This is a genomic window from Kribbella sp. NPDC049174, assembly GCF_043197365.1.
Taxonomy (GTDB): domain Bacteria; phylum Actinomycetota; class Actinomycetes; order Propionibacteriales; family Kribbellaceae; genus Kribbella.
The window spans coordinates 565,569-586,657 of the sequence record NZ_JBICSZ010000002.1 but is presented as its reverse complement, the minus strand read 5'-3'; the positions used below and the strand labels follow the sequence as shown (position 1 = coordinate 586,657).

General features: G+C 69.5%; 24 protein-coding genes. 13 read left to right on the top strand and 11 right to left on the bottom strand.

The window, feature by feature from the left end; all coding sequences use genetic code 11:
• Positions 1-789 carry a hydrogenase nickel incorporation protein HypB gene (gene hypB / locus ACGFIF_RS13320; RefSeq protein WP_393154506.1) on the top strand — a complete coding sequence of 263 codons (789 nt, stop codon included), beginning with the start codon at positions 1-3 and terminating at the stop codon, positions 787-789.
• Here hypB and hypE read toward each other — a convergent pair.
• The 5 genes from hypE to ACGFIF_RS13295 form a co-directional block, all read right to left on the bottom strand.
• A complete protein-coding gene (gene hypE / locus ACGFIF_RS13315) occupies positions 786-1,877 on the bottom strand; it encodes a hydrogenase expression/formation protein HypE (RefSeq protein WP_393154505.1) in 1,092 nt (363 codons plus the stop codon). The genes hypB and hypE overlap by 4 nt on opposite strands.
• Positions 1,870-2,994, bottom strand: a complete 1,125-nt coding sequence (gene hypD, locus ACGFIF_RS13310; RefSeq protein WP_393154504.1) for a hydrogenase formation protein HypD — start codon at positions 2,992-2,994, stop codon at positions 1,870-1,872. Before hypD ends, hypE begins: the two co-directional genes overlap by 8 nt.
• On the bottom strand, positions 2,991-3,311 hold the full coding sequence (locus ACGFIF_RS13305; protein WP_132209124.1) for a HypC/HybG/HupF family hydrogenase formation chaperone: 321 nt from the start codon (positions 3,309-3,311) through the stop codon (positions 2,991-2,993). Before ACGFIF_RS13305 ends, hypD begins: the two co-directional genes overlap by 4 nt.
• A gap of 5 nt (positions 3,312-3,316) precedes the next feature.
• Positions 3,317-5,563, bottom strand: a complete 2,247-nt coding sequence (hypF, locus tag ACGFIF_RS13300; RefSeq protein ID WP_393154503.1) for a carbamoyltransferase HypF — start codon at positions 5,561-5,563, stop codon at positions 3,317-3,319.
• A 123-nt stretch (positions 5,564-5,686) separates the two neighbouring features.
• On the bottom strand, positions 5,687-6,151 hold the full coding sequence (locus ACGFIF_RS13295; protein WP_393154502.1) for a helix-turn-helix domain-containing protein: 465 nt from the start codon (positions 6,149-6,151) through the stop codon (positions 5,687-5,689).
• 177 nt (positions 6,152-6,328) lie between these two features.
• Here ACGFIF_RS13295 and ACGFIF_RS13290 point away from each other — a divergent pair, with 177 nt between their 5' ends.
• The 10 genes from ACGFIF_RS13290 to ACGFIF_RS13245 are packed head-to-tail and all read left to right on the top strand — an operon-like array spanning position 6,329 to position 14,176.
• Positions 6,329-7,399: a hypothetical protein gene (locus ACGFIF_RS13290; RefSeq protein WP_393154501.1), complete on the top strand. Its 1,071-nt coding sequence runs from the start codon at positions 6,329-6,331 to the stop codon at positions 7,397-7,399.
• Between the two features lie 3 nt (positions 7,400-7,402).
• Complete coding sequence (locus ACGFIF_RS13285; RefSeq protein WP_393154500.1) at positions 7,403-9,208, top strand: nickel-dependent hydrogenase large subunit; 1,806 nt, start codon at positions 7,403-7,405, stop codon at positions 9,206-9,208.
• A gap of 1 nt (position 9,209) precedes the next feature.
• Positions 9,210-10,049: a NifU family protein gene (locus ACGFIF_RS13280; protein ID WP_393154499.1), complete on the top strand. Its 840-nt coding sequence runs from the start codon at positions 9,210-9,212 to the stop codon at positions 10,047-10,049.
• Positions 10,046-10,714, top strand: a complete 669-nt coding sequence (locus ACGFIF_RS13275; RefSeq protein WP_393154498.1) for a DUF5947 family protein — start codon at positions 10,046-10,048, stop codon at positions 10,712-10,714. The genes ACGFIF_RS13280 and ACGFIF_RS13275 overlap by 4 nt, the downstream gene beginning before the upstream one ends.
• Entirely contained in the window at positions 10,707-11,339 is a 633-nt protein-coding gene (locus tag ACGFIF_RS13270; protein ID WP_393154497.1) for a DUF6084 family protein, read from the top strand. The genes ACGFIF_RS13275 and ACGFIF_RS13270 overlap by 8 nt, the downstream gene beginning before the upstream one ends.
• The gene (locus ACGFIF_RS13265) at positions 11,336-12,628 is read left to right on the top strand and encodes a hypothetical protein (RefSeq protein WP_393154496.1); all 1,293 of its coding nucleotides are present in this window, start codon (positions 11,336-11,338) and stop codon (positions 12,626-12,628) included. Before ACGFIF_RS13270 ends, ACGFIF_RS13265 begins: the two co-directional genes overlap by 4 nt.
• Positions 12,625-13,131 carry a hydrogenase maturation protease gene (locus tag ACGFIF_RS13260; protein ID WP_393154495.1) on the top strand — a complete coding sequence of 169 codons (507 nt, stop codon included), beginning with the start codon at positions 12,625-12,627 and terminating at the stop codon, positions 13,129-13,131. Before ACGFIF_RS13265 ends, ACGFIF_RS13260 begins: the two co-directional genes overlap by 4 nt.
• A gap of 16 nt (positions 13,132-13,147) precedes the next feature.
• Positions 13,148-13,249, top strand: coding sequence for a DUF6893 family small protein (locus ACGFIF_RS13255; RefSeq protein WP_393154494.1), 102 nt, complete (start codon positions 13,148-13,150; stop codon positions 13,247-13,249).
• A gap of 4 nt (positions 13,250-13,253) precedes the next feature.
• A complete protein-coding gene (locus ACGFIF_RS13250; RefSeq protein WP_132209116.1) occupies positions 13,254-13,472 on the top strand; it encodes a HypC/HybG/HupF family hydrogenase formation chaperone in 219 nt (72 codons plus the stop codon).
• Complete coding sequence (locus tag ACGFIF_RS13245) at positions 13,469-14,176, top strand: DUF6390 family protein (protein ID WP_393154493.1); 708 nt, start codon at positions 13,469-13,471, stop codon at positions 14,174-14,176. Before ACGFIF_RS13250 ends, ACGFIF_RS13245 begins: the two co-directional genes overlap by 4 nt.
• On the opposite strand, the gene ACGFIF_RS13240 is transcribed toward ACGFIF_RS13245, so the two are convergent.
• From ACGFIF_RS13240 to ACGFIF_RS13230, 3 genes are read right to left on the bottom strand one after another with little or no spacing between them, the layout of a single operon-like run.
• A complete protein-coding gene (locus tag ACGFIF_RS13240; RefSeq protein ID WP_393154492.1) occupies positions 14,128-14,529 on the bottom strand; it encodes a helix-turn-helix domain-containing protein in 402 nt (133 codons plus the stop codon). The two genes, ACGFIF_RS13245 and ACGFIF_RS13240, sit on opposite strands and share 49 nt — an antisense overlap.
• Before the next feature lie 48 nt (positions 14,530-14,577).
• Positions 14,578-14,856, bottom strand: coding sequence for a muconolactone Delta-isomerase family protein (locus tag ACGFIF_RS13235; RefSeq protein WP_393154491.1), 279 nt, complete (start codon positions 14,854-14,856; stop codon positions 14,578-14,580).
• Positions 14,853-16,244, bottom strand: a complete 1,392-nt coding sequence (locus ACGFIF_RS13230) for an NAD(P)H-quinone dehydrogenase (RefSeq protein ID WP_393154490.1) — start codon at positions 16,242-16,244, stop codon at positions 14,853-14,855. Before ACGFIF_RS13230 ends, ACGFIF_RS13235 begins: the two co-directional genes overlap by 4 nt.
• A 31-nt stretch (positions 16,245-16,275) precedes the next feature.
• Here ACGFIF_RS13230 and ACGFIF_RS13225 point away from each other — a divergent pair, with 31 nt between their 5' ends.
• Entirely contained in the window at positions 16,276-16,737 is a 462-nt protein-coding gene (locus ACGFIF_RS13225; RefSeq protein ID WP_393154489.1) for a gamma-glutamylcyclotransferase, read from the top strand.
• Between the two features lie 27 nt (positions 16,738-16,764).
• Positions 16,765-18,408 (top strand): phospho-sugar mutase, encoded by a 1,644-nt coding sequence (locus tag ACGFIF_RS13220; RefSeq protein WP_393154488.1) that lies wholly within the window; start codon positions 16,765-16,767, stop codon positions 18,406-18,408.
• A gap of 102 nt (positions 18,409-18,510) precedes the next feature.
• Here the strand turns inward: ACGFIF_RS13220 and ACGFIF_RS13215 are convergent, their stop codons facing one another.
• The 3 genes from ACGFIF_RS13215 to ACGFIF_RS13205 all read right to left on the bottom strand — a co-directional run bounded on the left by ACGFIF_RS13215 (position 18,511) and on the right by ACGFIF_RS13205 (position 21,077).
• Positions 18,511-18,963, bottom strand: a complete 453-nt coding sequence (locus tag ACGFIF_RS13215) for a hypothetical protein (protein ID WP_393154487.1) — start codon at positions 18,961-18,963, stop codon at positions 18,511-18,513.
• A gap of 167 nt (positions 18,964-19,130) precedes the next feature.
• Positions 19,131-20,066 carry a neutral zinc metallopeptidase gene (locus ACGFIF_RS13210; RefSeq protein ID WP_393154486.1) on the bottom strand — a complete coding sequence of 312 codons (936 nt, stop codon included), beginning with the start codon at positions 20,064-20,066 and terminating at the stop codon, positions 19,131-19,133.
• A gap of 108 nt (positions 20,067-20,174) precedes the next feature.
• Positions 20,175-21,077 (bottom strand): alpha/beta hydrolase, encoded by a 903-nt coding sequence (locus ACGFIF_RS13205; RefSeq protein ID WP_393154485.1) that lies wholly within the window; start codon positions 21,075-21,077, stop codon positions 20,175-20,177.
• Positions 21,078-21,089: the final 12 nt, after the last annotated feature.

Sequence of the window (21,089 nt, the reverse complement as noted above, 5' to 3'; positions counted from 1 at the left end):
ATGTGCAGCACCTGTGGTTGTTCGGGCGAGGACAGCACCACCCGGGTGACGCTGGTCGACGGCCCGGAAACCGCCCACGACCACGAGCACCCCCACGGTCACGGTCATGGACACGAGCACGGCCACGGGCATGGCCATGAGGCCGGCACGCGGACGGTGCTGCTGGAGCAGGACATCCTGGCCAAGAACGACCTGCTCGCCGCCGCCAACCGGCACCGGCTGGCCGAGCACGGCGTGACCGCGATCAACCTGATGAGCTCACCCGGCTCGGGCAAGACGACACTGCTTGAGCGCACCGTCCGCGACCTGGCCGGCCACCGCGAGACGCTGGTGATCGAAGGCGACCAGGAGACCTGGCTCGACGCCCAGCGGATCCGGGCCACCGGCAGCACGGTGGTCCAGATCAACACCGGTGCCGGCTGTCACCTGGACGCCGAGATGCTGGACCGCGGCCTGACCGAGCTCGCCCCGCCGGATGGCTCACTGGTCTTCGTCGAGAACGTCGGCAACCTGGTCTGCCCGGCCCTGTTCGACCTCGGCGAGTCGGCTCGGGTGGTGATCATCTCGGTCACCGAGGGCGCCGACAAACCGGCCAAATACCCGTACATGTTCCGCACCGCCGACCTCGTCCTGCTGAACAAGATCGACCTGCTGCCGTACGTCGACTTCGACGTCGACCTGTGCCTCGGCCTGATCCACCAGGTCAAGCCGGACGTGGAGATGCTGTCCGTCTCCGCGACCCGCGGCGACGGACTGGACAGCTGGCACGACTGGCTCGCGTCCCGCTAGCAGATTCTCGGCAGCTGCTCTCCGATCGGGGTGTCCACCACCCGGGTCGCACCGAACGCGGTCTTCGTCACCACCATGCCGGGATGCGCCTCCACACACTCACCGATGATGGCCGCGTCCGCGCCCAGCGGATGGGCCCGCATCCCCGCCAGTACGGCGTCCGCGTCGTCCGGGGCCACGATCGCGAGCAGCTTGCCCTCGTTCGCGACGTACAGCGGATCGAGGCCGAGGAACGAGCAGGCGTTGGCAACCGGCTCCGGCACCGGCAGGGCGCTCTCGGTCAGTTCGATACCGACCCCGGCCGCCTTGGCGATCTCGTTCAGCGAGGTCGCCACGCCGCCACGGGTCGGGTCGCGCAGGACGTGCAGGTCGGTGGTGACGGCAAGCATCGCCGCGACCAGACCGTTCAGCGGCGCGCAGTCGCTGACCACCTCGGTGCCGAACGAGATCCCTTCCCGCACGCTCATGATCGCGATGCCGTGCACGCCGATCAGCCCGCTGACCAGCACGACGTCACCCGGCGCGGCCCGCTGCGGCCGGATGTCGACACCGGCCGGGACCAGCCCGACGCCCGCGGTGTTGATGTACACGCCGTCGCCGTGCCCCGCGTCGACAACCTTGGTGTCGCCGGTCGCGATCGTCACGCCGGCCCGCTCCGCGGCCGCGCCGAGGTCCGCCGCGATCCGGCCGACGACGGACAGTTCGACACCTTCCTCGAGGATGAACCCGCAGGACAGGTACGCCGCCTGGGCCCCACTCATCGCGAGATCGTTGACCGTCCCGTTGACGGCCAGGTGCCCGATACTCCCGCCGGGGAAGAACAGCGGCTGGACCACGAACGAGTCGGTCGAGAACGCCAGCCGGGCATCCCCGAGGGTGAACACCGCCGAGTCCGTCAGGCTGCCGAGCACGGGGTTGGCGAACGCCGGCACGAAGAGGTGCTCGATCAGCTCGCCCGACATCTGACCGCCGCCCCCGTGACCCATCACGACCGTCGGGTGGTCGCGTAATGGCAGCGGGCAGGTCCACCCCTCGAAGTCCGGCGGATCCGGCAGCGCGGGATCCGGCAACATCACCCGCTCAACCACTGGTCGCCACCGCCTCAGCGGGCGCCGGAGTCTGCAGCCTGCGGTACAGGTAGTACGCCGCACAGGCGCCTTCGCTCGACACCATCGTCGCGCCGAGTGGGTTCCGCGGCGTGCAGAGCGTCCCGAACGCGGAGCACTCGTGCGGCTTGATCAGCCCCTGCAGCACCTCGCCGCTGCGGCAGACCGTCGACTCCTGGGTGTCGATGTCGCGCACCTGGAAGCGGTACTCCGCGTCGTACTCGCGATACCGCTCGGACAGTCGCCAGCCGCTCTGCGGGATCATGCCGATCCCCCGCCAGGCCCGGTCGGTCGTCTCGAACACGTCGGCGAGCATCGCCTTGGCGGCCGGGTTGCCCTCGTCGCGGACCGCACGGCGGTAGGCGTTCTCGACCACGTGCTCGCCCTGCTCCAGCTGGCTGACCGTGCGGAGGATCCCGGCCAGGATGTCCAGCGGTTCGAACCCGGTGACCACGATCGGTACGCCGTACTTGTCGGCCAGCTCCGGGTACTCCGCCGTACCCATCACGCTGCAGACGTGGCCGGCGGCGAGGAAGCCCTGTACCCGGCAGGACGGCGACTGCATGATCGCCTCGATCGCCGGTGGCACCCGGACGTGCGAGACCAGCAGGCTGAAGTTCGGGATACCGAGTTTCTTCGCTTGGTAGACGGTCATCGCGTTCGGCGGTGCGGTCGTCTCGAAGCCGATCCCGAAGAAGACCACCTGCTTGTCCGGGTTCTGCTGGGCCACCCGGAGCGCGTCCAGCGGCGAGTAGACGACCCGCACGTCACCGCCCTCGCTCTTGACCCGGAACAGGTCCCGGCCGCTGCCGGGAACTCGCAGCATGTCGCCGAAGGAGCAGAAGATCACGCCCGGCTGGGAGGCGATCTCGAGCGCCTTGTCGATCACTTCCAGCGGTGTGACACAGACCGGGCAGCCCGGGCCGTGGATCATCTCGACACCGTCGGGCAGCAGCTGGTCGATCCCGTGCCGCACGATCGTGTGCGTCTGCCCGCCGCAGACCTCCATCATCGCCCACGGTTGCGTCACGGTCGCGTGGATCTGGTCGACCAGCTTCCTGGCCAGGACCGGATCGCTGAACTCGTCGAGGTACTTCATCCCACCGTCTCCTGGTTCCACTCGGTGCCGGGTGGGCGGCGCTCGCCGGCCTGCCGCGCGGCCAGGCCCCACTGGTCCCCGAACTCCTCCTCCAGTGCGCCGAGCTTGCGGTACAGCGCGAGCGACTGCATCGCGGACTCCTCGTCCAGCCGCTGCAGCGCGAAGCCGACGTGCACGATGGTGTACTCACCAACCTCCAGGTCGGGCAGGTACTCCAGGCAGACGTCCTTCAGTACGCCGCCGAAGTCCACCCGGCCCATCCGGGTACCGTCCTCCTCCCGGATCTCCACGACCTTTCCCGGTACGGCCAGACACATGCTGATCACTCCTCCCCGACACTTGCCGCGACGGCCAGCTGTCCCAGTGCGAGCCCGGCGTCCGTCGGCGGCACCCGCCGATGCCGCAACACGGTGAAGCCGGCCGCGGACAATGCCCTGGTAGTGGCCGAAAGCAACACTCGGTTGACGAAGACCCCGCCGGACAGGGCGACGGTGGACAGACCTTCGGCAGCGCGGACCCGCTCGGCCATCAACACCATCAGCTCGGCCAGCCCCTGATGGAAGCGGGCGCTCACCACGTCCGGCGACACTCCGCTCAAGACATCCCGGACGACGCCGGCCAGCACCGGTGCCGGGTCGATCTCCGCACCCTCGACCGCGAACTCGTACGCACCGAGCCCCGCCGCGAGCGAGGTCAACCCTTCCAGCTCGATCGCGGCCTGCGCCTCGTACCCGACCCGGTGACAGACGCCGGCGAGCGACGAGACCGCGTCGAACAGCCGGCCCATGCTGGACGTCGGCGCGCACACGATGTCCCGATCGAGCTGCGTCGCGAGCAGCTCGAGCTCCAGACCCGCGCAGGCCTGGTGCGACGGAAGCCGCGGATCCCAGCCGATCCCGGCGGCCTTCAAATGCGACAACGCCATCCGGCAGGGATTCCGCACACCCGCATCGCCACCGGGCAGTTGCACGTACTTCAGGTGCGCATAGCGTTCGAACCCGTCGTACCCGGCCAGCAGCACCTCGCCGCCCCACACCGCGCCGTCCTCGCCGTACCCGGTCCCGTCGAAGGCGAAGCCGATCACGCGGTCCCCGTCGTACCGGTGCTCGGCCATGACGGAGGCGAGATGCGCGTGATGGTGCTGCACACCGACCACCGGCCGGCCGGCCGCGTTCAGCACCGCCCACAGCCGCGAGCGGTACGACGGATGCTTGTCCGTCACCAGCACCTCGGGCCGGACTCCGGTGAGCTGCTCGAGATGCTGCTCGGCCCGTTCGAAGGCGTGCTGGGTGGCGAGATCGTCCATGTCCCCGACGTGCGCCGACAGCCACGCGTACTGGCCGTCGCCGAGGCAGAACGTGTTCTTCAGGTCCCCACCGACCGCCAACGTGGGCCGGACCGGCCTCGGCAGATCGATCGGGAACGGCGCGTACCCACGGGACCGGCGCACCGGCAGCTCGATCCCGTCCACGACCCGTACGACGGAGTCGTCGCAGGGCACGTGGATCGGCCGGTCGTGGCCGAGCCATGCATCCGCGAGACCAGCCAGCCGGGACTGGGCCGCATGGTCCGACGTCACGATCGGCTCCCCGGACAGGTTGCCACTCGTCATCACCAGCACGCACGGTCCGGGCTGGTCGAACAGCAACTGGTGCAGCGGCGTGTACGGCAGCATCACTCCGAGATCAGGGTTGCCGGGGGCAACGGATTCGGCGACGGCCGCACCGGCCCGGCGGCGGAGCAGCACGATCGGGCGCCGGATCCCGGTCAGCAACTCCACCTCGGCCGCGTCGACCTCGGCGATCCGCCGGGCCACGTCGAGGTCGGCGGCCATCACGGCGAACGGTTTGTCGCCGCGGTCCTTGCGTTTCCGCATCGTGGCCACGACCGCGTCGTCCGCCGCGTCGCAGACGAGATGGAAACCACCGAGCCCTTTGACCGCGAGGATCGCGCCGTCGACGAGCAGCCGGTGCGCGGCCGCCAGCGCGTCCTCGTCGTACGCCATCTCGTGCCCGGGCTGGACCAGGTTCAGCCGTGGCCCGCAGGCGGGACAGGCGATCGGCTGGGCGTGGAACCTGCGGTCGGCCGGATCGGTGTACTCGCGGGCGCAGTCCGGACAGAGCGGGAAGTGGGCCATCGTGGTGGCCGGCCGGTCGTACGGCAGGCCGGCGATGATGGTGAACCGCGGGCCGCAGTTGGTGCAACTGATGAACGGATGCCGGTAGCGGGGGTCGGACGGGTCGGCGAACTCGGCCAGGCAGTCGGCGCAGGTCGCGACATCCGGCGAGACCAGGGTCCGGCCCGGTCCGGGGGCTGAGTCCAGGATGACGAACTCGGTCCCACCGAGCGCCGGCACCGGCCGCGGCGTCACCGTCCGGACCACGGCCAGCGGTGGCGCGTCGGTGGACACGCGGTCCTCGAACGCGGTCACCGCCGCGGCCGATCCCTCGACCTCGGCGACCACTCCGGCGGCGGTGTTGGCGACCTGGCCGGACAGCCCGAGCTCGCGAGCCAGTGCGTAGACGAACGGGCGGAAACCGACGCCCTGAACGACGCCGGTGACCAGCACCCGGCTGCGTACGCGTTCCGGATCGTTCGTGATGCGCCCCCCGCCGGGCGATGACCATTGACGTATTCCGCGATCAGCGGACAAATTCGACACTAAACCCGGGCCGGTGGCCCAGACCAGAGATCAGGGACCGAAGATCTCGTGCACCCGGCGCAGGTCCCGCAGCCGTGGCTCCGTGTCGCCGCGCAGCCACCGGCTGATGGTGCGGACCGACACTCCGATCCGCTGCGCGGCGGCCTCCTGGGACAGCCCCTGGCCGCGCAGCACACCGTTGAGCCAGTCGGCGAACGGCTCCGCCGCGGGCTGCACCCGGCGGGTGCCGGCACCGTGCAGCACCTCGACCTCCACGCCGTCCGGGAAGATCCGCACGGTCACGTCGAACACGCCGTCCTTCGGTCCCGCGGCGGCCAGCAGCGCGGTGGTGATCGCGTGGTAGAGGGCCTGGTGCTCCTCCGGTTCGAGGGTGACCGGTTCGAGCGCCTCACGGACGAACTGCTCGGCGTCCGGCAACGACCCGGGCCGGGCCGGGAAGGCCTGCGAGACGACCACCACGGGTGAGACGAACACCTCGTGGCCGGGATCATCCATTGGCCAAGATTACCGGTGCAGAGCCGCCGAAAACGTCGCCCGAATCGTCCTGGAATCCGCCATTCCGGGAATTACGGACACCGCCATAAATACCTGACACATGTGTCTGTCGGAGACAAGGGGGCGGACGTACGGTCGAAAGAACCCGGGGATCGCTCTGTCCGAGGGAGGCGGGTCGTGTCCACGACACTGGAGCCGGACCAGGCGCAGCAGGAGACCGACGAGGGTGTGGTGCACATCCTCTGGATGAACGGCGGACTGAGCTGCGACGGTGATTCGGTCGCCCTCACCGCGGCCACCCAGCCCAGTATCGAGGAGATCGTCCTGGGCGCGTTGCCGGGACTGCCGCGGATCGCGGTGCACTGGCCGCTGATCGACTTCGAGTGCGGCCCGGAGACCGGCGCCGACAACTTCATCGAGTGGTGGCACAAGGCCGACCGCGGTGAGCTCGAGCCGTTCGTCCTGGTGGTCGAGGGCTCGATCCCGAACGAGGCGATCAAGACCGACGGCTACTGGGCCGCGTTCGGCAACAACCCGGCCACCGGCCAGCCGATGAAGACCTCGGAGTGGCTGGACCGGCTGGCCCCGAAGGCGACCGCGGTCGTTGCCGTCGGCACCTGTGCGACGTACGGCGGGATCCACGCGATGGCCGGCAACCCGACCGGCGCGATGGGCGTACCGGACTACCTCGGCTGGAGCTGGAAGTCCAAGGCCGGGCTGCCGATCGTCTGCGTACCGGGCTGCCCGATCCACCCCGACAACCTGTCCGAGACCCTGGTCTACCTGCTGTACCAGGTGGCCGGCCAGGCCCCGATGATCCCGCTCGACGCCGAACTGCGACCGCAATGGCTGTTCGGCCGGACGGTGCACGAGGGCTGCGACCGGGCCGGGTACTACGAGCAGGGCGACTTCGCCAAGGAGTACGGCTCGCCCAAGTGCCTGGTGAAACTGGGCTGCTGGGGCCCGGTGGTCAACTGCAGCGTGCCCAAACGCGGCTGGATCAACGGCGTCGGCGGCTGCCCGAACGTGGGCGGGATCTGTATCGCCTGCACGATGCCCGGGTTCCCGGACAAGTTCATGCCGTTCATGGACGAACCGCCGGGCAGCAAGATCTCGACCACCGCGAGCATGGTCTACGGCACCGTGATCCGCCGCCTGCGCAAGATCACCCAGAACACGAGCAACAAGGAACCCAAGTGGCGGCGCAAGGGCTCCGACCTCGCCACCGGCTACGAGAAGGTCTGGTAGGCCATGACCACCACCGAATCCAAGGCGAGCCCGGCCGCGCACGAGTCGAGGAGCTCCGACGTCGTCGAGATGGCGTGGGACCCGATCACCAGGATCGTCGGCAGCCTGGGCATCTACGCGAACGTCGACTTCAAGCAGAAGACCGTCCAGGAGTGCCACAGCACCTCGTCGATCTTCCGCGGCTACAGCATCTTCATGAAGGGCAAGGACCCGCGCGACGCGCACTTCATCACCAGCCGGATCTGCGGGATCTGCGGTGACAACCACGCGACCTGTTCGGTCTACGCCCAGAACATGGCGTACGGCGTCGCGCCGCCGCACCTGGGCGAGTGGATCATCAACCTGGGCGAGGCCGCGGAGTACATGTTCGACCACAACATCTTCCAGGAGAACCTGGTCGGGGTGGACTACTGCGAGCGGATGGTCAAGGAGACCAACCCGGGCGTGCTCGAGCTGGCGAACCGGACCGAGGCACCGCACGCCGGTGACCACGGCTACCGCACCATCGGCGACATCATGCGGTCGCTGAACCCGCTGGAAGGCGACTTCTATCGCGAGGCGCTGCACGTCAGCCGCTACACCCGGGAGATGTTCTGCCTGATGGAGGGCCGGCACGTCCACCCGTCGACGCTCTACCCCGGCGGTGTCGGCACGGTCGCCACCATCCAGCTCTTCACCGACTACCTGACCCGGCTGATGCGCTACATCGAGTTCATGAAGAAGGTCGTCCCGCTGCACGACGACCTGTTCGACTTCTTCTACGAGGCGCTGCCCGGGTACGAGCACGTCGGCGAGCGGCGGATCCTGCTCGGTTGCTGGGGCAGCCTGAACGACCCGGCGATCTGCGACTTCCGGTACCAGACGATGGCCGACTGGGGCCGGCGGATGTTCGTCACCCCGGGTGTGGTGGTGGACGGCGAGCTGGTCACCAACAGCCTGGTCGACATCAACCTCGGCCTGCGGATCCTGCTCGGCAGCTCGTACTACGACGACTGGGTCGGCGGCGGTCACGAGAAGTTCGTCGACATCGACCCGCTCGGCAACCCGATCGACGTCCGGCACCCGTGGAACCAGCACACACTGCCGAAACCCCAGAAGCGCGACTTCGCCAACGCGTACAGCTGGACCATGTCACCGCGCTGGTTCGACGGCAAGGACCACCTCGCCTTGGATACCGGCGGTGGCCCGATCGCCCGGCTCTGGTCGACGGCGCTGTCCGGTCTGGTGAACACGGGCAACGTACAGGCGACCGGGCACAGTGTGAAGATCCAGCTGCCCCGGACCGCGCTCAAGCCGGCCACCGAGTACGAGTGGAAGATCCCGCGCTGGAGCAACGCGATCGAGCGGAACCGGGCCCGGACCTACTTCCAGGCCTACGCGGCGGCGCTCGCCCTGCACTTCTGCGAAAAGGCGATGGCCGAGGTCCGGGCCGGCCAGACCGAGACCTGGACCCCGTTCACGGTGCCGGACGAGGCGATCTCCTGCGGCTTCACCGAGGCAGTGCGGGGCGTGCTCTCGCACCACATGGTGATCCGCGACGGCAAGATCGCGAACTACCACCCGTATCCGCCGACCCCGTGGAACGGCAGCGTCCGGGACACCTATGGCACGCCGGGGCCGTACGAGGACGCGGTCCAGAACACGCCGATCTTCGAGGAGAACCCACCGGACCGGTTCAAGGGCATCGACATCATGCGGGCGGTGCGCAGCTTCGACCCGTGCCTGCCGTGCGGCGTGCACATGTTCGTCGGCAACGGACGGGAGAAGACCCACCTGCACTCACCCTCCATCGCGGTCAAGCCGTACTGACATGGACCGGCACGACGTCCAGGCGCTGAGCGAACGGATCGATGTCCTGCTGGACGAGGTCCAGCGGCGGGCCGAGCCCGAGATCACCCTCAAGGTCGAGGAGCTCGTCCGCGCGGTGCTGTCACTGCACGGCGCCGCCCTCGATCAACTGCTGGATCTGCTGAGCCATGAGCAGGTCCAGCAGTTGGTCGAGGACGATCTGGTCGCCGGCATGCTCCTGCTGCACGACCTGCACCCCGACGACGTCGCGACCCGGATCCAGCACGCCCTCGACTCGGTCCGGCCGTACCTGGGCTCCCATGCCGGTGGCATCGACTACCTCGGCCTCGACGACGACGGCGTCGTACACCTGCGTCTGCAGGGCAGTTGCGACGGTTGTCCCGGCTCGACCGCGACCGTCCGCCTCACGGTCGAGAATGCCGTGCTGGACGCCGCCCCCGAGGCCGTCGCGGTCGATGTCGCCGGCATGGTCGAGACACAACAGACCCTGTTGACCATCCAGCCCTTCCGCCCCCACCGGGACGGCTGGCACCAGCTGGACCTGGCCACCCCTCCAGGCCAGGTCCAGCACCTCACCGTTGCCGCCCTCGACGTGCTGGTCGCGAACCTGGCCGGTACGTTCTTTGCCTACCGCAACAACTGTCCGGTCTGCTCGTCGGCCCTGCACCACGGCATGCTGGACGACGACCGGCTCACCTGCCCACGCTGCACAGCGGCGTACGACGTCCGCCTGGCCGGGCGCGCACTGGCGCCGGAAGGGGCACCGCCACTCGAAGCACTCCCGCTGTTGCCGGAGGGGTCCGGGTGGAAGGTCGCAATCCCGGGGGTGCAGCCGGCGTGAGACCTTCGCCGACCCTGCGAGCGCTGGCGCGAGACAAGCCGCGGCCGGCCGTCGATCCGGTCGCGGTGCTCCGTGAGTTCACCGGCGGTGTCCGCGAGCAGGCCGCACCAGGTGAGCAATGCGAGATGTGCGCCGTACCGATCGGTCCGAAGCACTCGCACCTGGCCGATGTCCAGGCGCACCGGCTGCTCTGCAGCTGCCGGTCCTGCTATCTGTTGTTCACCGACGGCGGCGCGTCGCACGGGCACTACCGCGCCGTACCGGAGAACTACCGGTTCAACCCGGGCTTCACCTTGTCCGCGGCGGAGTGGGACGCGATGGGCATCCCGGTCAGCCTGGCCTTCCTCTTCTACCAGTCCGACCAGGCCCGGTACGTCGCCTTCTACCCGAGCCCCGGTGGTGCCACCGAGTCGCTGCTCGACCTGGCCGGCTGGAACAGCGTGGTCGCGGGTGATCACCTGCTGCAGGAGCTGACCCCGGATGTCGAGGCGGTGCTGCTGCGCCGGGTCGACGACGGGTTCGAGTGCTACTTGGTCCCGATCGACGCCTGCTACGAGCTGGTCGGCCTCGTGCGCCAGTACTGGGAGGGTTTCGCGGGTGGTGAGGAAGTCTGGCGACGTATCGACGACTTCTTCACCGGTGTCCGGGAGCGTTGCCGTGGTTGACCTGGAATTCACCTGTACGGGTGCGGAGGCCGACCGGTACGCCGCAATCCCCTCGATCCGCCTGCACCTTCGGATCGAGGAAACCACCGCAACGTCGGTGCACGCACTGGCGTTGCGGTGCCAGATCAGGATCGAACCGATCCGGCGGCGCTACGACGACGAGGAGGCCGAGGGTCTCGCGGATCTGTTCGGCGACCGGGCTCGCTGGGGCGAGACGTTGAAGCCGCTGCAACTCGCGTTCGTGACCCAGATGGTGCCGGGCTTCACCGGCACGACCGAGGTGGAGCTGCACCTGCCCTGCAGCTACGACTTCGACATCGCAGCGCACAAGTACCTTTACGCGCTGCGCGAGGGCGGCGTACCCCTGCTCCTGCTGTTCAACGGGACGATCTTCACCGGTAGCCCCGGCACGCTGTCGGTGACCCCGGTCGCCTGGCAGAAGGAGACGACGTACGTGCTGCCGGTGCCGGTGTGGCGGGAGGCGATGGACCAGCACTTCCCGGGTGCCGCGTGGTTGCGGCTGCGGCAGGACACGTTCGAGCGGCTCTATCGCTACCGGACCAAGGAAGCGTTGCCCGGATGGGACGACGCGATCGAGCGGCTGCTGAAGGAGCAGTTGGAATGAACAGGTTCGACGCGGTCCAGCAGGTCGCGGACGCGCTGCTGTTCGAGGGCTATGTGCTCTATCCCTATCGCGCGTCGGACGGCAAGAACCGCGTGCGGTGGCAGTTCGGCGTCCTGATGCCGCCCGACTACTGCGCAGTGGATACGTCCGAGCGAGGCTGGTCGCAGACCGAGTGTCTGCTCGACGGCGAGCAGGCCGGGTTGATCGTGCGGGTCCGGTTCCTGCAGGCACAGCGTCGTACGGTCCTGAACGCCGATGAGGTCGAGGTGGCATCGCTGCAGACCGACGATGCGACGTACCTGCCCTGGGACGAGGCCGTGGTGCGGACTGTCGATCTCACCGTCGACCTGCGCAAGCTGCCGCGTGAGGCGCCGTTCAGGATCGCCGGCGGCACCGAGACCGAGCCGATCGGAACGGCTGGGTTCCTCCGCCGGACCCGGCTGCCGGTCGCCGGAGTCGTTGCCTTGAGCATCAAACCGCTGCATGGCCCGTACGGCGTGACGCGACTGCGGATCCGGGTCGAGAACACCACGCCGGACAGCAGCTCGGAACGCGTCGGAGCGTTGCGGCAGGCCCTGATCGCCCACCACGTCCTGGTCGCGGCCGACGGCTGCCGCTTCCTCTCGCTGCTGGAGCCGCCCGAGTGGGCCACCGCGTACGCCGCCGGCTGCGAGAACGTCGGCGTCTATCCGGTGCTGGCCGACGACGTGCTGCTGTCCTCGCCGATCATCCTGTACGACCATCCGCGGATCGCGCCGGAGAGCCAGGGCGACCTGTTCGACGCCACCGAGATCGACGAGATCCTCAGCCTGCGCACGATGACCCTGACCGATGACGAGAAGCGCGAGGTCCGCGGTACCGACCCGCGGGCGGCGGAGCTGCTGGCGCGGGTCGACACGATGCCGCAGGAGTTCCTCGACCGGCTGCACGGCACGGTCCGGTACCTGCGCAAGGTCACCGAGCCCGAGCCTGCGCCGGCCGATACCCCATGGTGGGACCCCGGCAACGACGCCACGGTGTCACCGGAGACCGACACCGTGATGATCGGTGCCGTCGCCGTCCGCAGCGGTACCCGGGTCCGGCTGCGGCCCGGCGTCCGGCGGGCCGACGCACAGGACATGTTCCTCACCGGCCGGCTCGGCACCGTGGTCGCCGTACTGTCCGATGTCGACGGCCAGACCCATGTCGCGGTCGCCCTGGACGGCGAGGAAGGCGAGGTCCAGCGGTCGCACGGCCGGTACCTCTACTTCAGCCCGGACGAAGTCGAGCCACTGGTGGGTGCGGAATGACGATTCTCGTGGCCGGCCTGGGCAACATGTTCTGCGGTGACGACGCGTTCGGCGTCGCGGTCGTCGAGGAGCTCGCCACGCGGAGCCTGCCCGACCACGTCGAGGTCCGCGACTTCGGGATCCGCGGGATCCACCTCGCCTACCAATTGCTGGAGCCCTACGAACTGGTCGTGCTGGTCGACGCCGTCCAGCGGGGCGGTCCGCCGGGGACCGTGTACGTGATCGAGGCCGAGCCGGGTGCCGAGCCCGGTCCGGAGGTCAGCATGGACGCCCACGACCTCGCTCCGGACGCTGTCCTCTCGCTTGTTCCGCGGCTCGGTGGCACGGTGGGACGAGTGGTGGTGGTCGGTTGCGAGCCGGCCGGCATCGACGCCGGGATCGGGTTGTCGCCGGCCGTCCAGGACGCGGTCGCGACCGCGGTTCAGGTGGTGACCGAGCTGGTTACCGGACAGAGCGCCGTACCGGCTGATCGGCCGGTGGGTGTGACGGAGAGAAAGTTGTGACGGAGGGGATGGCGTGATGCGCATCGTGGTGCTGGGAATCCTGCTGCTGATCCTGCTCGCGATCGGCTACTACGGGCTGGACGACATCCGCCGCTACCGGCGGATCAGGGACATGTAGCCCGATGTGCCTCGGCATCCCGGGCCGGGTGGTCGACTGCCCGGACGGCGCGGACCTCGGCCGGATCGAGGTCGCCGGTGTCGTCCGGGAGATCAACCTGTCCCTGCTCGACGGCCCGTTCGTTCCGGGTGAGTACGTGCTGATCCACAGCGGTTTCGCACTCGAGCGGATGTCACCGGAACGGGCGGCCGACGCGATGGCGTTCTTCGGGGCCGATCTGTGACGACCGGGCCGGCCTTGTTCGTCCGGTACGCGTTCGCGCCCAACCGGCTCGGGTACTGCGGTCCCGCCGACGCCGGTGCCCTGCTGGAGTACGGCGCTCTGGGCCGGGCCGACGGCGGATTCCGCGCGCTGGCGAAGCAGTTCGAGGGCGCCTGGCCCCAGCTGCGGCTGATCGCTGCGGCCACCGGTACGGCGGATCCACTCGACCGCGAGGTGGTCGAGGCGTACTGGATCGGCAACCGGCTGCTGGACCGGGCCGGCGACGCCCGGGGCGGTCTGCCCCATCACAGCTTCCAGGTGTTCTGCCTGTATCCGTGGGCGGATCTGCTGGGCGACGAACGCCGTAGGGCGCAAGCACTCCGGGTGCTCGACCAATGCCGGATCCGGTGGGGCCGGGTGATCGCGGACACCGCCGACCAGGTAGTGGTCGAGTCGCGGCCGCTGGTGTGGGACGGGACGCAACTCGCCCTCGGCCCGCCCCAGCAGGAGACCGCGATCCGCGGTTTCGACGGGGTGCGCCTGATCGAGCGGTTGGACCCGGGCGACTGGGTGTCGCTGCACTGGGAGTGGGTCTGCGACCGGCTGACCCCGGACCAACTGGTTGCCTTACGCCACTATTCGGCCCACCACCTGGGCCTGGTGAACGAGCGACTGACTCAGCGGCGCGGCGGCCTGGCCGGGATGTCCGGGCCGAGAATCCCGTGACCGTCCGGCAGGCTCACGACTCCTGGTGAGGTCAGCACGGCGGGACGCGGCACCGGCCGGTCGTCCGGGGCACTCGCGTGGTCGGGCTCCCACCGGGCCGGGTCCTCGGTCAGGCCGAGCAGGTAGGTGACGGTGCAGTCGAGGGCGGCGGCCAGTTCGGGCAACCGGACCACGTCGACCCCGGCGCCGTGCTCGAAGCTGGACAACGTCTTGTTGGTCGTTCTGATCCCCCGCCGCGCCAGCCGGCTGACCAGTTGCTTCTGCGTCAGGCCGAGCTGCAGCCGGCGGGCACGCAGCCGATGGCTGACGACCAGATGACGGTCGACGGCCAGATCACTCCGATCCTCGAACATGGGACCCCCCCTCCCGTGCTGTCACGATCCCCCCGCCGCGGCGGCCCGTCAATCGCCCGGGCGGCCGGAATCCATGTCGGCCAGGGCGTGCACCGTGTAGCGGGCGAAGTTGAAGACCGGCGCCCGGCCGAGGAGCCGCTCGAACTCCTCGTGGGAGTCGACCTCGTAGATCCAGGCCCCGCCGTGCGATCCGACCACGTGGTAGCGGGCCAGCACCTTCCCTTCGCGCTGGAGGCGCTCGCCGTACTCGGGCATGGCACCGACCGCCCGGGCCATCTCGGGGGACAGCAGGCTCAGCTCCATCTGCCACAGCACCAGGAACTTCACGATCGGAGGTGCAGCCTTCTGGCCGCCTCGGCGATGGAGCCGGAGACCGAGGGATAGACGGTGAAGGACTGGGCCATCTGGTCGACGGTGAGGCGGGCGCCGACGGCCAGGGAGATCGGGTGGATGAGTTCGCTGGCCCGGGGAGCGACGACCACGCCGCCGACGATGATGCCGGTGTTCGGCAGGCAGAACAGTTTGACGAAGCCGTCCCGGACACCCTGCATCTTGGCCCGTGCGTTGTCCGACAGCGGGACCTTGACCACGATCGCCGTGGTGCCGCCGGCGTCGACGACCGCCTGGGACACGCCGACGGTGGCGATCTCCGGGGCAGTGAAGACGTTCGCGGAGACCGTCGACTGGTCCAGCGGCGTGACCGCGTCGCCGAGCGCGTGCGCCATCGCGATCCGGCCCTGCATGGCGGCGACCGAGGCGAGCATGAGCACGCCGGTGCAGTCACCGGCCGCGTAGACCCCGCGTGCCGTGGTCCGGCTGACCCGATCGACCGTGACGAAGCCGCCGTCACCCAGCGACACGCCCGACTCGACCAGGCCCATGTCATCGGTGTTCGGCAGCGATCCGACCGCGAGCAGCGCGTGCGAACCCTCCACCGTCCGGCCGTCGGTCAGGGTCACCACGACCCCGTCGCCCTGCCGCTTGACCGACTCGGCCCGGGACTTGCCCAGCACCGTCAGTCCACGCCGCTTGAAGACGTCCTCCAAGACGGCGGCCGCGTCGGCGTCCTCACCGGGCAGCACCCGGTCCCGCGACGACACCAGGACCACGTCGGCGCCCAGGGCGTCGTACGCGCTGGCGAACTCCGCACCGGTGACACCGGACCCGACCACGATCAGCCGCTCCGGCAGCTCGGCCAGCTCGTAGACCTGCTCCCAGGTCAGGATCCGCTCCCCGTCCGGTTCGGAGCCGGCCAGGATGCGAGGCCTTGCTCCGGTGGCGATCAGGACGACATCGGCCTCGAGCCGCTCGTCGCCGACGACAACGGTCTCCGGCCCGTCCAGCCGGCCGCGGCCCTGGACGATCCGGATCTTGTCCCGCTCCAGCCGCCGGCTGATCCCGTCGGACTGCGCGGCCGCCAGCCGCTTGACCCGTTGGTTGACGACGGAGAGATCGACACGCACGGAGTTCGCCGGATCTGTATCGTTACTGGCACCGTCCCCAGTGACTCTGACGCCGAGCTGACCGGCCTCCTCGACCTCCGTCATCACCTCGGCCGTCGCTATCAGCGTCTTACTCGGCACGCAGTCGGTGAGCACGGCAGAACCGCCGATCCCGTCGGAATCGACGACCGTCACCTCCGCGCCCAATTGGGCGGCCGCACTGGCCGCTTCGTACCCGCCCGGACCGCCACCGATGATCACAACTCGCGCCACGGGAGGTCATTCTTCCGTATCCTGTTTCGTCGTGACCCTGTACGCCGCGTTTGCGTCGAATCTGGACCCGAACCTGATGGCTGAGCGGTGCCCGTACTCGCCCCTGCGCGGGACCGGGTGGATCACCGGCTGGCGCCTCACCTTCGGCGGGGAGGAGCTCGGCTGGGAGGGCGCGATGGCGACCGTCGTCGAGGACCCGTCGCACCCGGCCAACCAGGTCTTCGTCGCGCTGTACGACGTCCACCCCAAGGACGTCGAGCGGATGGACGAGTGGGAGTGGATCGAGCAGGACGTCTACAGCAAGATCCAGGTCCGGGTGCAGACCCTGGACGGCGAGCAGCTGGCCTGGATGTACGTCCTGAACGCCTACGAGGGCGGTCTCCCCTCGGCCCGCTACCTGGGCATCCTGGCCGAGGCGGCCGAGGCCGCCGGCGCGCCGGACGACTACGTCGCCGACCTCCGCGCCCGCCCCTGCCAGTCGTCGGGGCATTAGCCCTCGTACGGCGGTTATCGTGCCGGGGTGACCGTCAACGATGACCTCAGGACAGCCGCCGAAGCCTGGCTGAGCGAAGATCCCGACCCCGACACGCGCGCCGAGCTGGCCCGGTTGCTGGACATCGGCGCCGCCGACGAGCTGGCCGACCGCTTCGCCGGCACCCTCGAGTTCGGTACGGCGGGCCTGCGCGGAGCCGTCGGCGCCGGACCGAACCGGATGAACCGGGTCGTGGTCATCCGCGCTGCCGCCGGCCTGTGCGCCTACCTGAAGGCGAAGGGACTCACCGGCGGCCCGGTCCTGATCGGGTACGACGCCCGGCACAAGTCCGACGTGTTCGCCCAGGACACCGCGGCCGTGGTCCGCGGCGCCGGCCTGGACGCCGTCCTGCTGGACAGGCCCGCTCCGACGCCGGTGGTTGCCTTCGGGATCAGGCATCTGAAGGCCGTGGCCGGCGTGGTCGTGACGGCGTCGCACAATCCGCCGCAGGACAACGGCTACAAGGTCTACCTGGGTGACGGGTCGCAGATCGTGCCGCCCGCGGACGCGGAGATCGCCGCGGCCATCGCCGCCGTCGGACCGCTGGACTCGGTGCCGCGCGGGGACGACTGGCAGACGACCGGTGACGAGCTGCTGGGCGCCTATCTGGACCGGATCGCGGAGCTGGTGCCCGCGGACGCGCCGCGGGCGCTGAACGTGGCCTACACGCCGCTGCACGGCGTCGGGCGGACGCTGGTCGAGGACGCGATCGCCCGCGCGGGCTTCGCCGAAGCGTCGGTCGTGGCCTCGCAGGCGGAACCCGATCCGGACTTCCCGACCGTGTCGTTCCCGAACCCGGAGGAGCCGGGCGCGATCGACGCGGCGCTCGAGCTGGCCCGGTCGGTGGACGCGGACATCGCGGTGGCGAACGATCCCGATGCGGATCGGTGTGCGGTCGCCGTACCGGATCCGGCGGCCGACGGTGGCTGGCGGATGCTGCGTGGGGACGAGCTGGGCGGGTTGCTCGGCGAGTTCCTGCTGGCCGCGCGGCCGTCCGGGGTGGCCGCGTGCTCGATCGTGTCGTCGTCGCTGCTCGGCAAGATCGCGGCGTCGTACGGCGTCGAGTACGTCGAGACGCTGACCGGCTTCAAGTGGATCGGCCGCGTGCCGGGGCTGGTCTTCGGCTACGAGGAGGCACTCGGGTACTGCGTCGACCCGGAGTCGGTGAAGGACAAGGACGGGGTCTCGACGCTGGTGCGGGTGCTGCAGCTGGCGGCCCGGGCCAAGGCCGAGGGGCGCACGCTGCTGGATCTCCTCGACGACCTAGCGGTGAAGCACGGCCTGCACGCGACCGACCAACTGTCCGTCCGGGTGGAGGATCTGTCCCTGATCACGATCGCCATGGAGCGCTTGCGGGCCACTCCCCCGACGTCGCTGGGCCGTCACACGGTCGAGCGGGTGGACGACCTCAGCGAGGGCAGTGCGACCCTGCCGCCGACCGACGGCCTGCGGTACACCCTGTCCGAGGGCGCTCGGGTGGTGGTGCGCCCGTCCGGCACCGAGCCCAAGCTGAAGTGCTACCTCGAGGTGGTCATCCCGGTGGCGGACTCGGACGTCTCAGCGGCTCGCAGTACGGCGGCGTTGGAGCTGGCCGCCGTCAAGGAGTCGTTGTCGGCCGCACTGGGTATCTGACGGCGGCATCTGAAAGCTCGAAACGTCAGCCGCTCGACCTCAGGGTCAGCGGCTGACGTTCGACGACCGGGAGCACCTGGCGGGTAGCTCCCCGGTCCAGTGTCAGCGGGCCGCGGCCGCCGCGGCTTCGGCCTCTTCGGTGCGGAGCGAGCTCTGCAGCGAGGAGTGCAGGATGCGCAGCGTGCTGGTCGACTGCATCAGCGCGTCCCGCTCGTCCGGGTTCCGGTTCGCGAGGCTGACGATGTCGTTGATACTCGCCTCGATCCGGGCGATCCGGTCCGCGACGGTACCTTCCTGGCTGCTGGCCTTGCGGATCGCGTCGGACGTGACCGTCCAGACGTCCTCCTTGTCGTTGGTCCGCCGCGACATGTCGACCATCTGGCTCAGCGCGGCCAGATCGTGGTCGACCTGGGTCCGCTCCACCGGCACGGTGATCCCGGCGGTCGCCTGGCGCAGCCGGGTCACGTGACCGGACAGCTCGGACCAGCTGCACCTGCCGCTCTTGATCTTGTCCAGCACCTTGGCGTACTCGGTGTTGAACTCGTCGTAGTTCACTGTCCTACTCCTGCCGTGAGACTGCTCGCTGGAGAACTGTACGGCGTGCGCCTGGCGAAACAAGTAACCACACGATCGCAGATCGTGTACGTGTCGGCAAAACGCAACAGCCGCCCGGTACGCCAACGCGTACCAGGCGGCTGAGTTACGTTAGACCGCTGAACAGGTCAGGCGACGTACGTCGACGTCGCGTTGAAGGTGTTGCAGCGGCCCGCGTACGTCTTCGTGCTGGCCGCGTAGAAGCCGGCGGTGGACCAGAAGCCGTGGTTCTTCGGCGAGCCGTGGTCACGGACGCCACCCGGCTGGTCGCCCATGTGGCTGATCAGGTAGTTGTACTGCGTCAGCAGGCCACCGCTCATCGGGTAGTACCGCTTGTTCGCGCCGACGTAGGCCGCGCCCAGGCAGGACGCCTGCAGCTCACGGCGACGGCTCTCCTCGAGCCGCGCGGCGTTGGTGCTGAAGGCCCGCTGACGCTGCCACGACGCGTTCAGGATGCCGGTCAGGAACTGGACGTGGTGACCGTACTCGTGCGACATCATCTGGGTCAGCCAGGCCCGCGCGTAGGTCGGGTTCTGGCCCCAGGTCTTCATGATCTGGGCGGCCGGGACGTAGATGACACCACCACGCCCGCTGCAGTAGTAGCCAGTCGTGTTGCTGACGGTCCCGCAGTCGGTGGCGATCAAGGTGCCGCTGTGCACGGACAGCTTCGGCTTCACCTTGTACGCCGCACCGGCGGCCTTCAGCGGGACGGCCCAGGCCGCGTACATGCACGTCCAGAGCTTGCTGGCGTAGGACGCCACGCCTGCCTGGGTGCGCAGCGAGACGTTGACCTCCGCGCACTTCGACGGCGTGATCGCCGGGGTGCTGTAGAGCCGGTTGTAGCGGACCACGTTCGTCGGCGAGGAGGCCATGGCCGTCACGCCCTCGCCCGGCGGCGGCGTGCTGACTGCCTGGTTCGGGGTCTCGGCGGGCCGCGGCAGCACCGGGGCGGCCGGGTTCGCGGCCGGGGTTGCCTGCGCGTTCGGAAGTGCCGAGGCTGCGAGAGCGGCGACGGCAGCGACGCCGGCCAGACCACGCAGGGTGTTACGGGAGAGGTTGAGCATGTTCTCCACTCTCGAGGTTAGGGACCTGTCGTGCCCATCCTGGAGTGACAGGGGTCCACCCCAGGCTGAACACGGGCTCTGACGCCGCGAATCACAGCGGAGTTCCCGTCAACCCGCGACTTTCGCACCGAGGAATCGCAGCTGGTCAGGGAGCATGCGCCGCCAGTAGCCGGCCGTGTGCGCGCCGAGCTGCAGACCGCCCGCGGCGCCGAGCTCGGCCCGCAGTTCGTCGGCCGCCTCGGCGAACGGATCGTCCCGGCCACAGTCGATGCGGACGGCAACATCCCGGAATCCGCTCCGGCGGCCGAACACCTGACTGTTCTCGAAGTCGCCCGCGTCGTCGAACGCACCGGGCGTCGTGTCCTCGAAGCGACGCCACAGCGCCGGACTGAGCGCACCCACCGCGACCGCCCGGGTGGCCGGCCGGACGCGCCGCTGCCAGTAGTGCAGTGCGACCCAGAGCAGGGCGCCGTACCCGCCCATCGACCAGCCGAGCAGGCCGTACCGTTCGGTGTTCAGGCCGCGATTCGCCAGCAGGGGCAGGAATTCCTGGTCGAGCATGAACCCGGGATCCTCACCGGCGGCCCGGCGATGCCAGTAGGTGTCCGTCCCGCCGTCCACGGTCGCCAAGGCGAAGGGCGGCGTACCCGATTGAACGGCAGCTGTCAGGTAGCGGTCGATGCCGAGGTCGTTGATCGCGGACGTGTGATCGCCGCCTCGGCCATGCAGCACCAGTACGACGGGCAGCTCGGCGGTCGGCCCGTAGCCGTGGGGATAGATGACGTTGTAGCCGACCGTCGTCCGGCGGCCGAACGACTCGAACGTCCCTGACTCGACCGGACCGGCAGGCACATCGGGTACGACGCCGTCCGGACCGGTCAGCCCGAGTGCGTCGTGCACCCGCGCGCGACCGGGGATGACACCGGTCTCCAGCGCGACCACGCCAGCGACCCCGGTGACCGCGGCGGCCGCGCCGGTGCGGATCAGAGTGCGGCGGGACAGCGAGCGCATCGACGGCCCGCG

Coding starts and splice junctions, on each gene's coding strand:
- ACGFIF_RS13205 (WP_393154485.1), bottom strand. CDS start 21,077: ATGCGCTCGCTGTCCCGCCGCACTCTGATCCGCACCGGCGCGGCCGCC.
- ACGFIF_RS13280 (WP_393154499.1), top strand. CDS start 9,210: ATGGACCGGCACGACGTCCAGGCGCTGAGCGAACGGATCGATGTCCTG.
- hypB (WP_393154506.1), top strand. CDS start 1: ATGTGCAGCACCTGTGGTTGTTCGGGCGAGGACAGCACCACCCGGGTG.
- ACGFIF_RS13255 (WP_393154494.1), top strand. CDS start 13,148: ATGCGCATCGTGGTGCTGGGAATCCTGCTGCTGATCCTGCTCGCGATC.
- ACGFIF_RS13240 (WP_393154492.1), bottom strand. CDS start 14,529: ATGTTCGAGGATCGGAGTGATCTGGCCGTCGACCGTCATCTGGTCGTC.
- hypD (WP_393154504.1), bottom strand. CDS start 2,994: ATGAAGTACCTCGACGAGTTCAGCGATCCGGTCCTGGCCAGGAAGCTG.
- ACGFIF_RS13260 (WP_393154495.1), top strand. CDS start 12,625: ATGACGATTCTCGTGGCCGGCCTGGGCAACATGTTCTGCGGTGACGAC.
- ACGFIF_RS13285 (WP_393154500.1), top strand. CDS start 7,403: ATGACCACCACCGAATCCAAGGCGAGCCCGGCCGCGCACGAGTCGAGG.
- ACGFIF_RS13265 (WP_393154496.1), top strand. CDS start 11,336: ATGAACAGGTTCGACGCGGTCCAGCAGGTCGCGGACGCGCTGCTGTTC.
- ACGFIF_RS13210 (WP_393154486.1), bottom strand. CDS start 20,066: ATGCTCAACCTCTCCCGTAACACCCTGCGTGGTCTGGCCGGCGTCGCT.
- ACGFIF_RS13250 (WP_132209116.1), top strand. CDS start 13,254: ATGTGCCTCGGCATCCCGGGCCGGGTGGTCGACTGCCCGGACGGCGCG.
- ACGFIF_RS13305 (WP_132209124.1), bottom strand. CDS start 3,311: ATGTGTCTGGCCGTACCGGGAAAGGTCGTGGAGATCCGGGAGGAGGAC.
- ACGFIF_RS13295 (WP_393154502.1), bottom strand. CDS start 6,151: ATGGATGATCCCGGCCACGAGGTGTTCGTCTCACCCGTGGTGGTCGTC.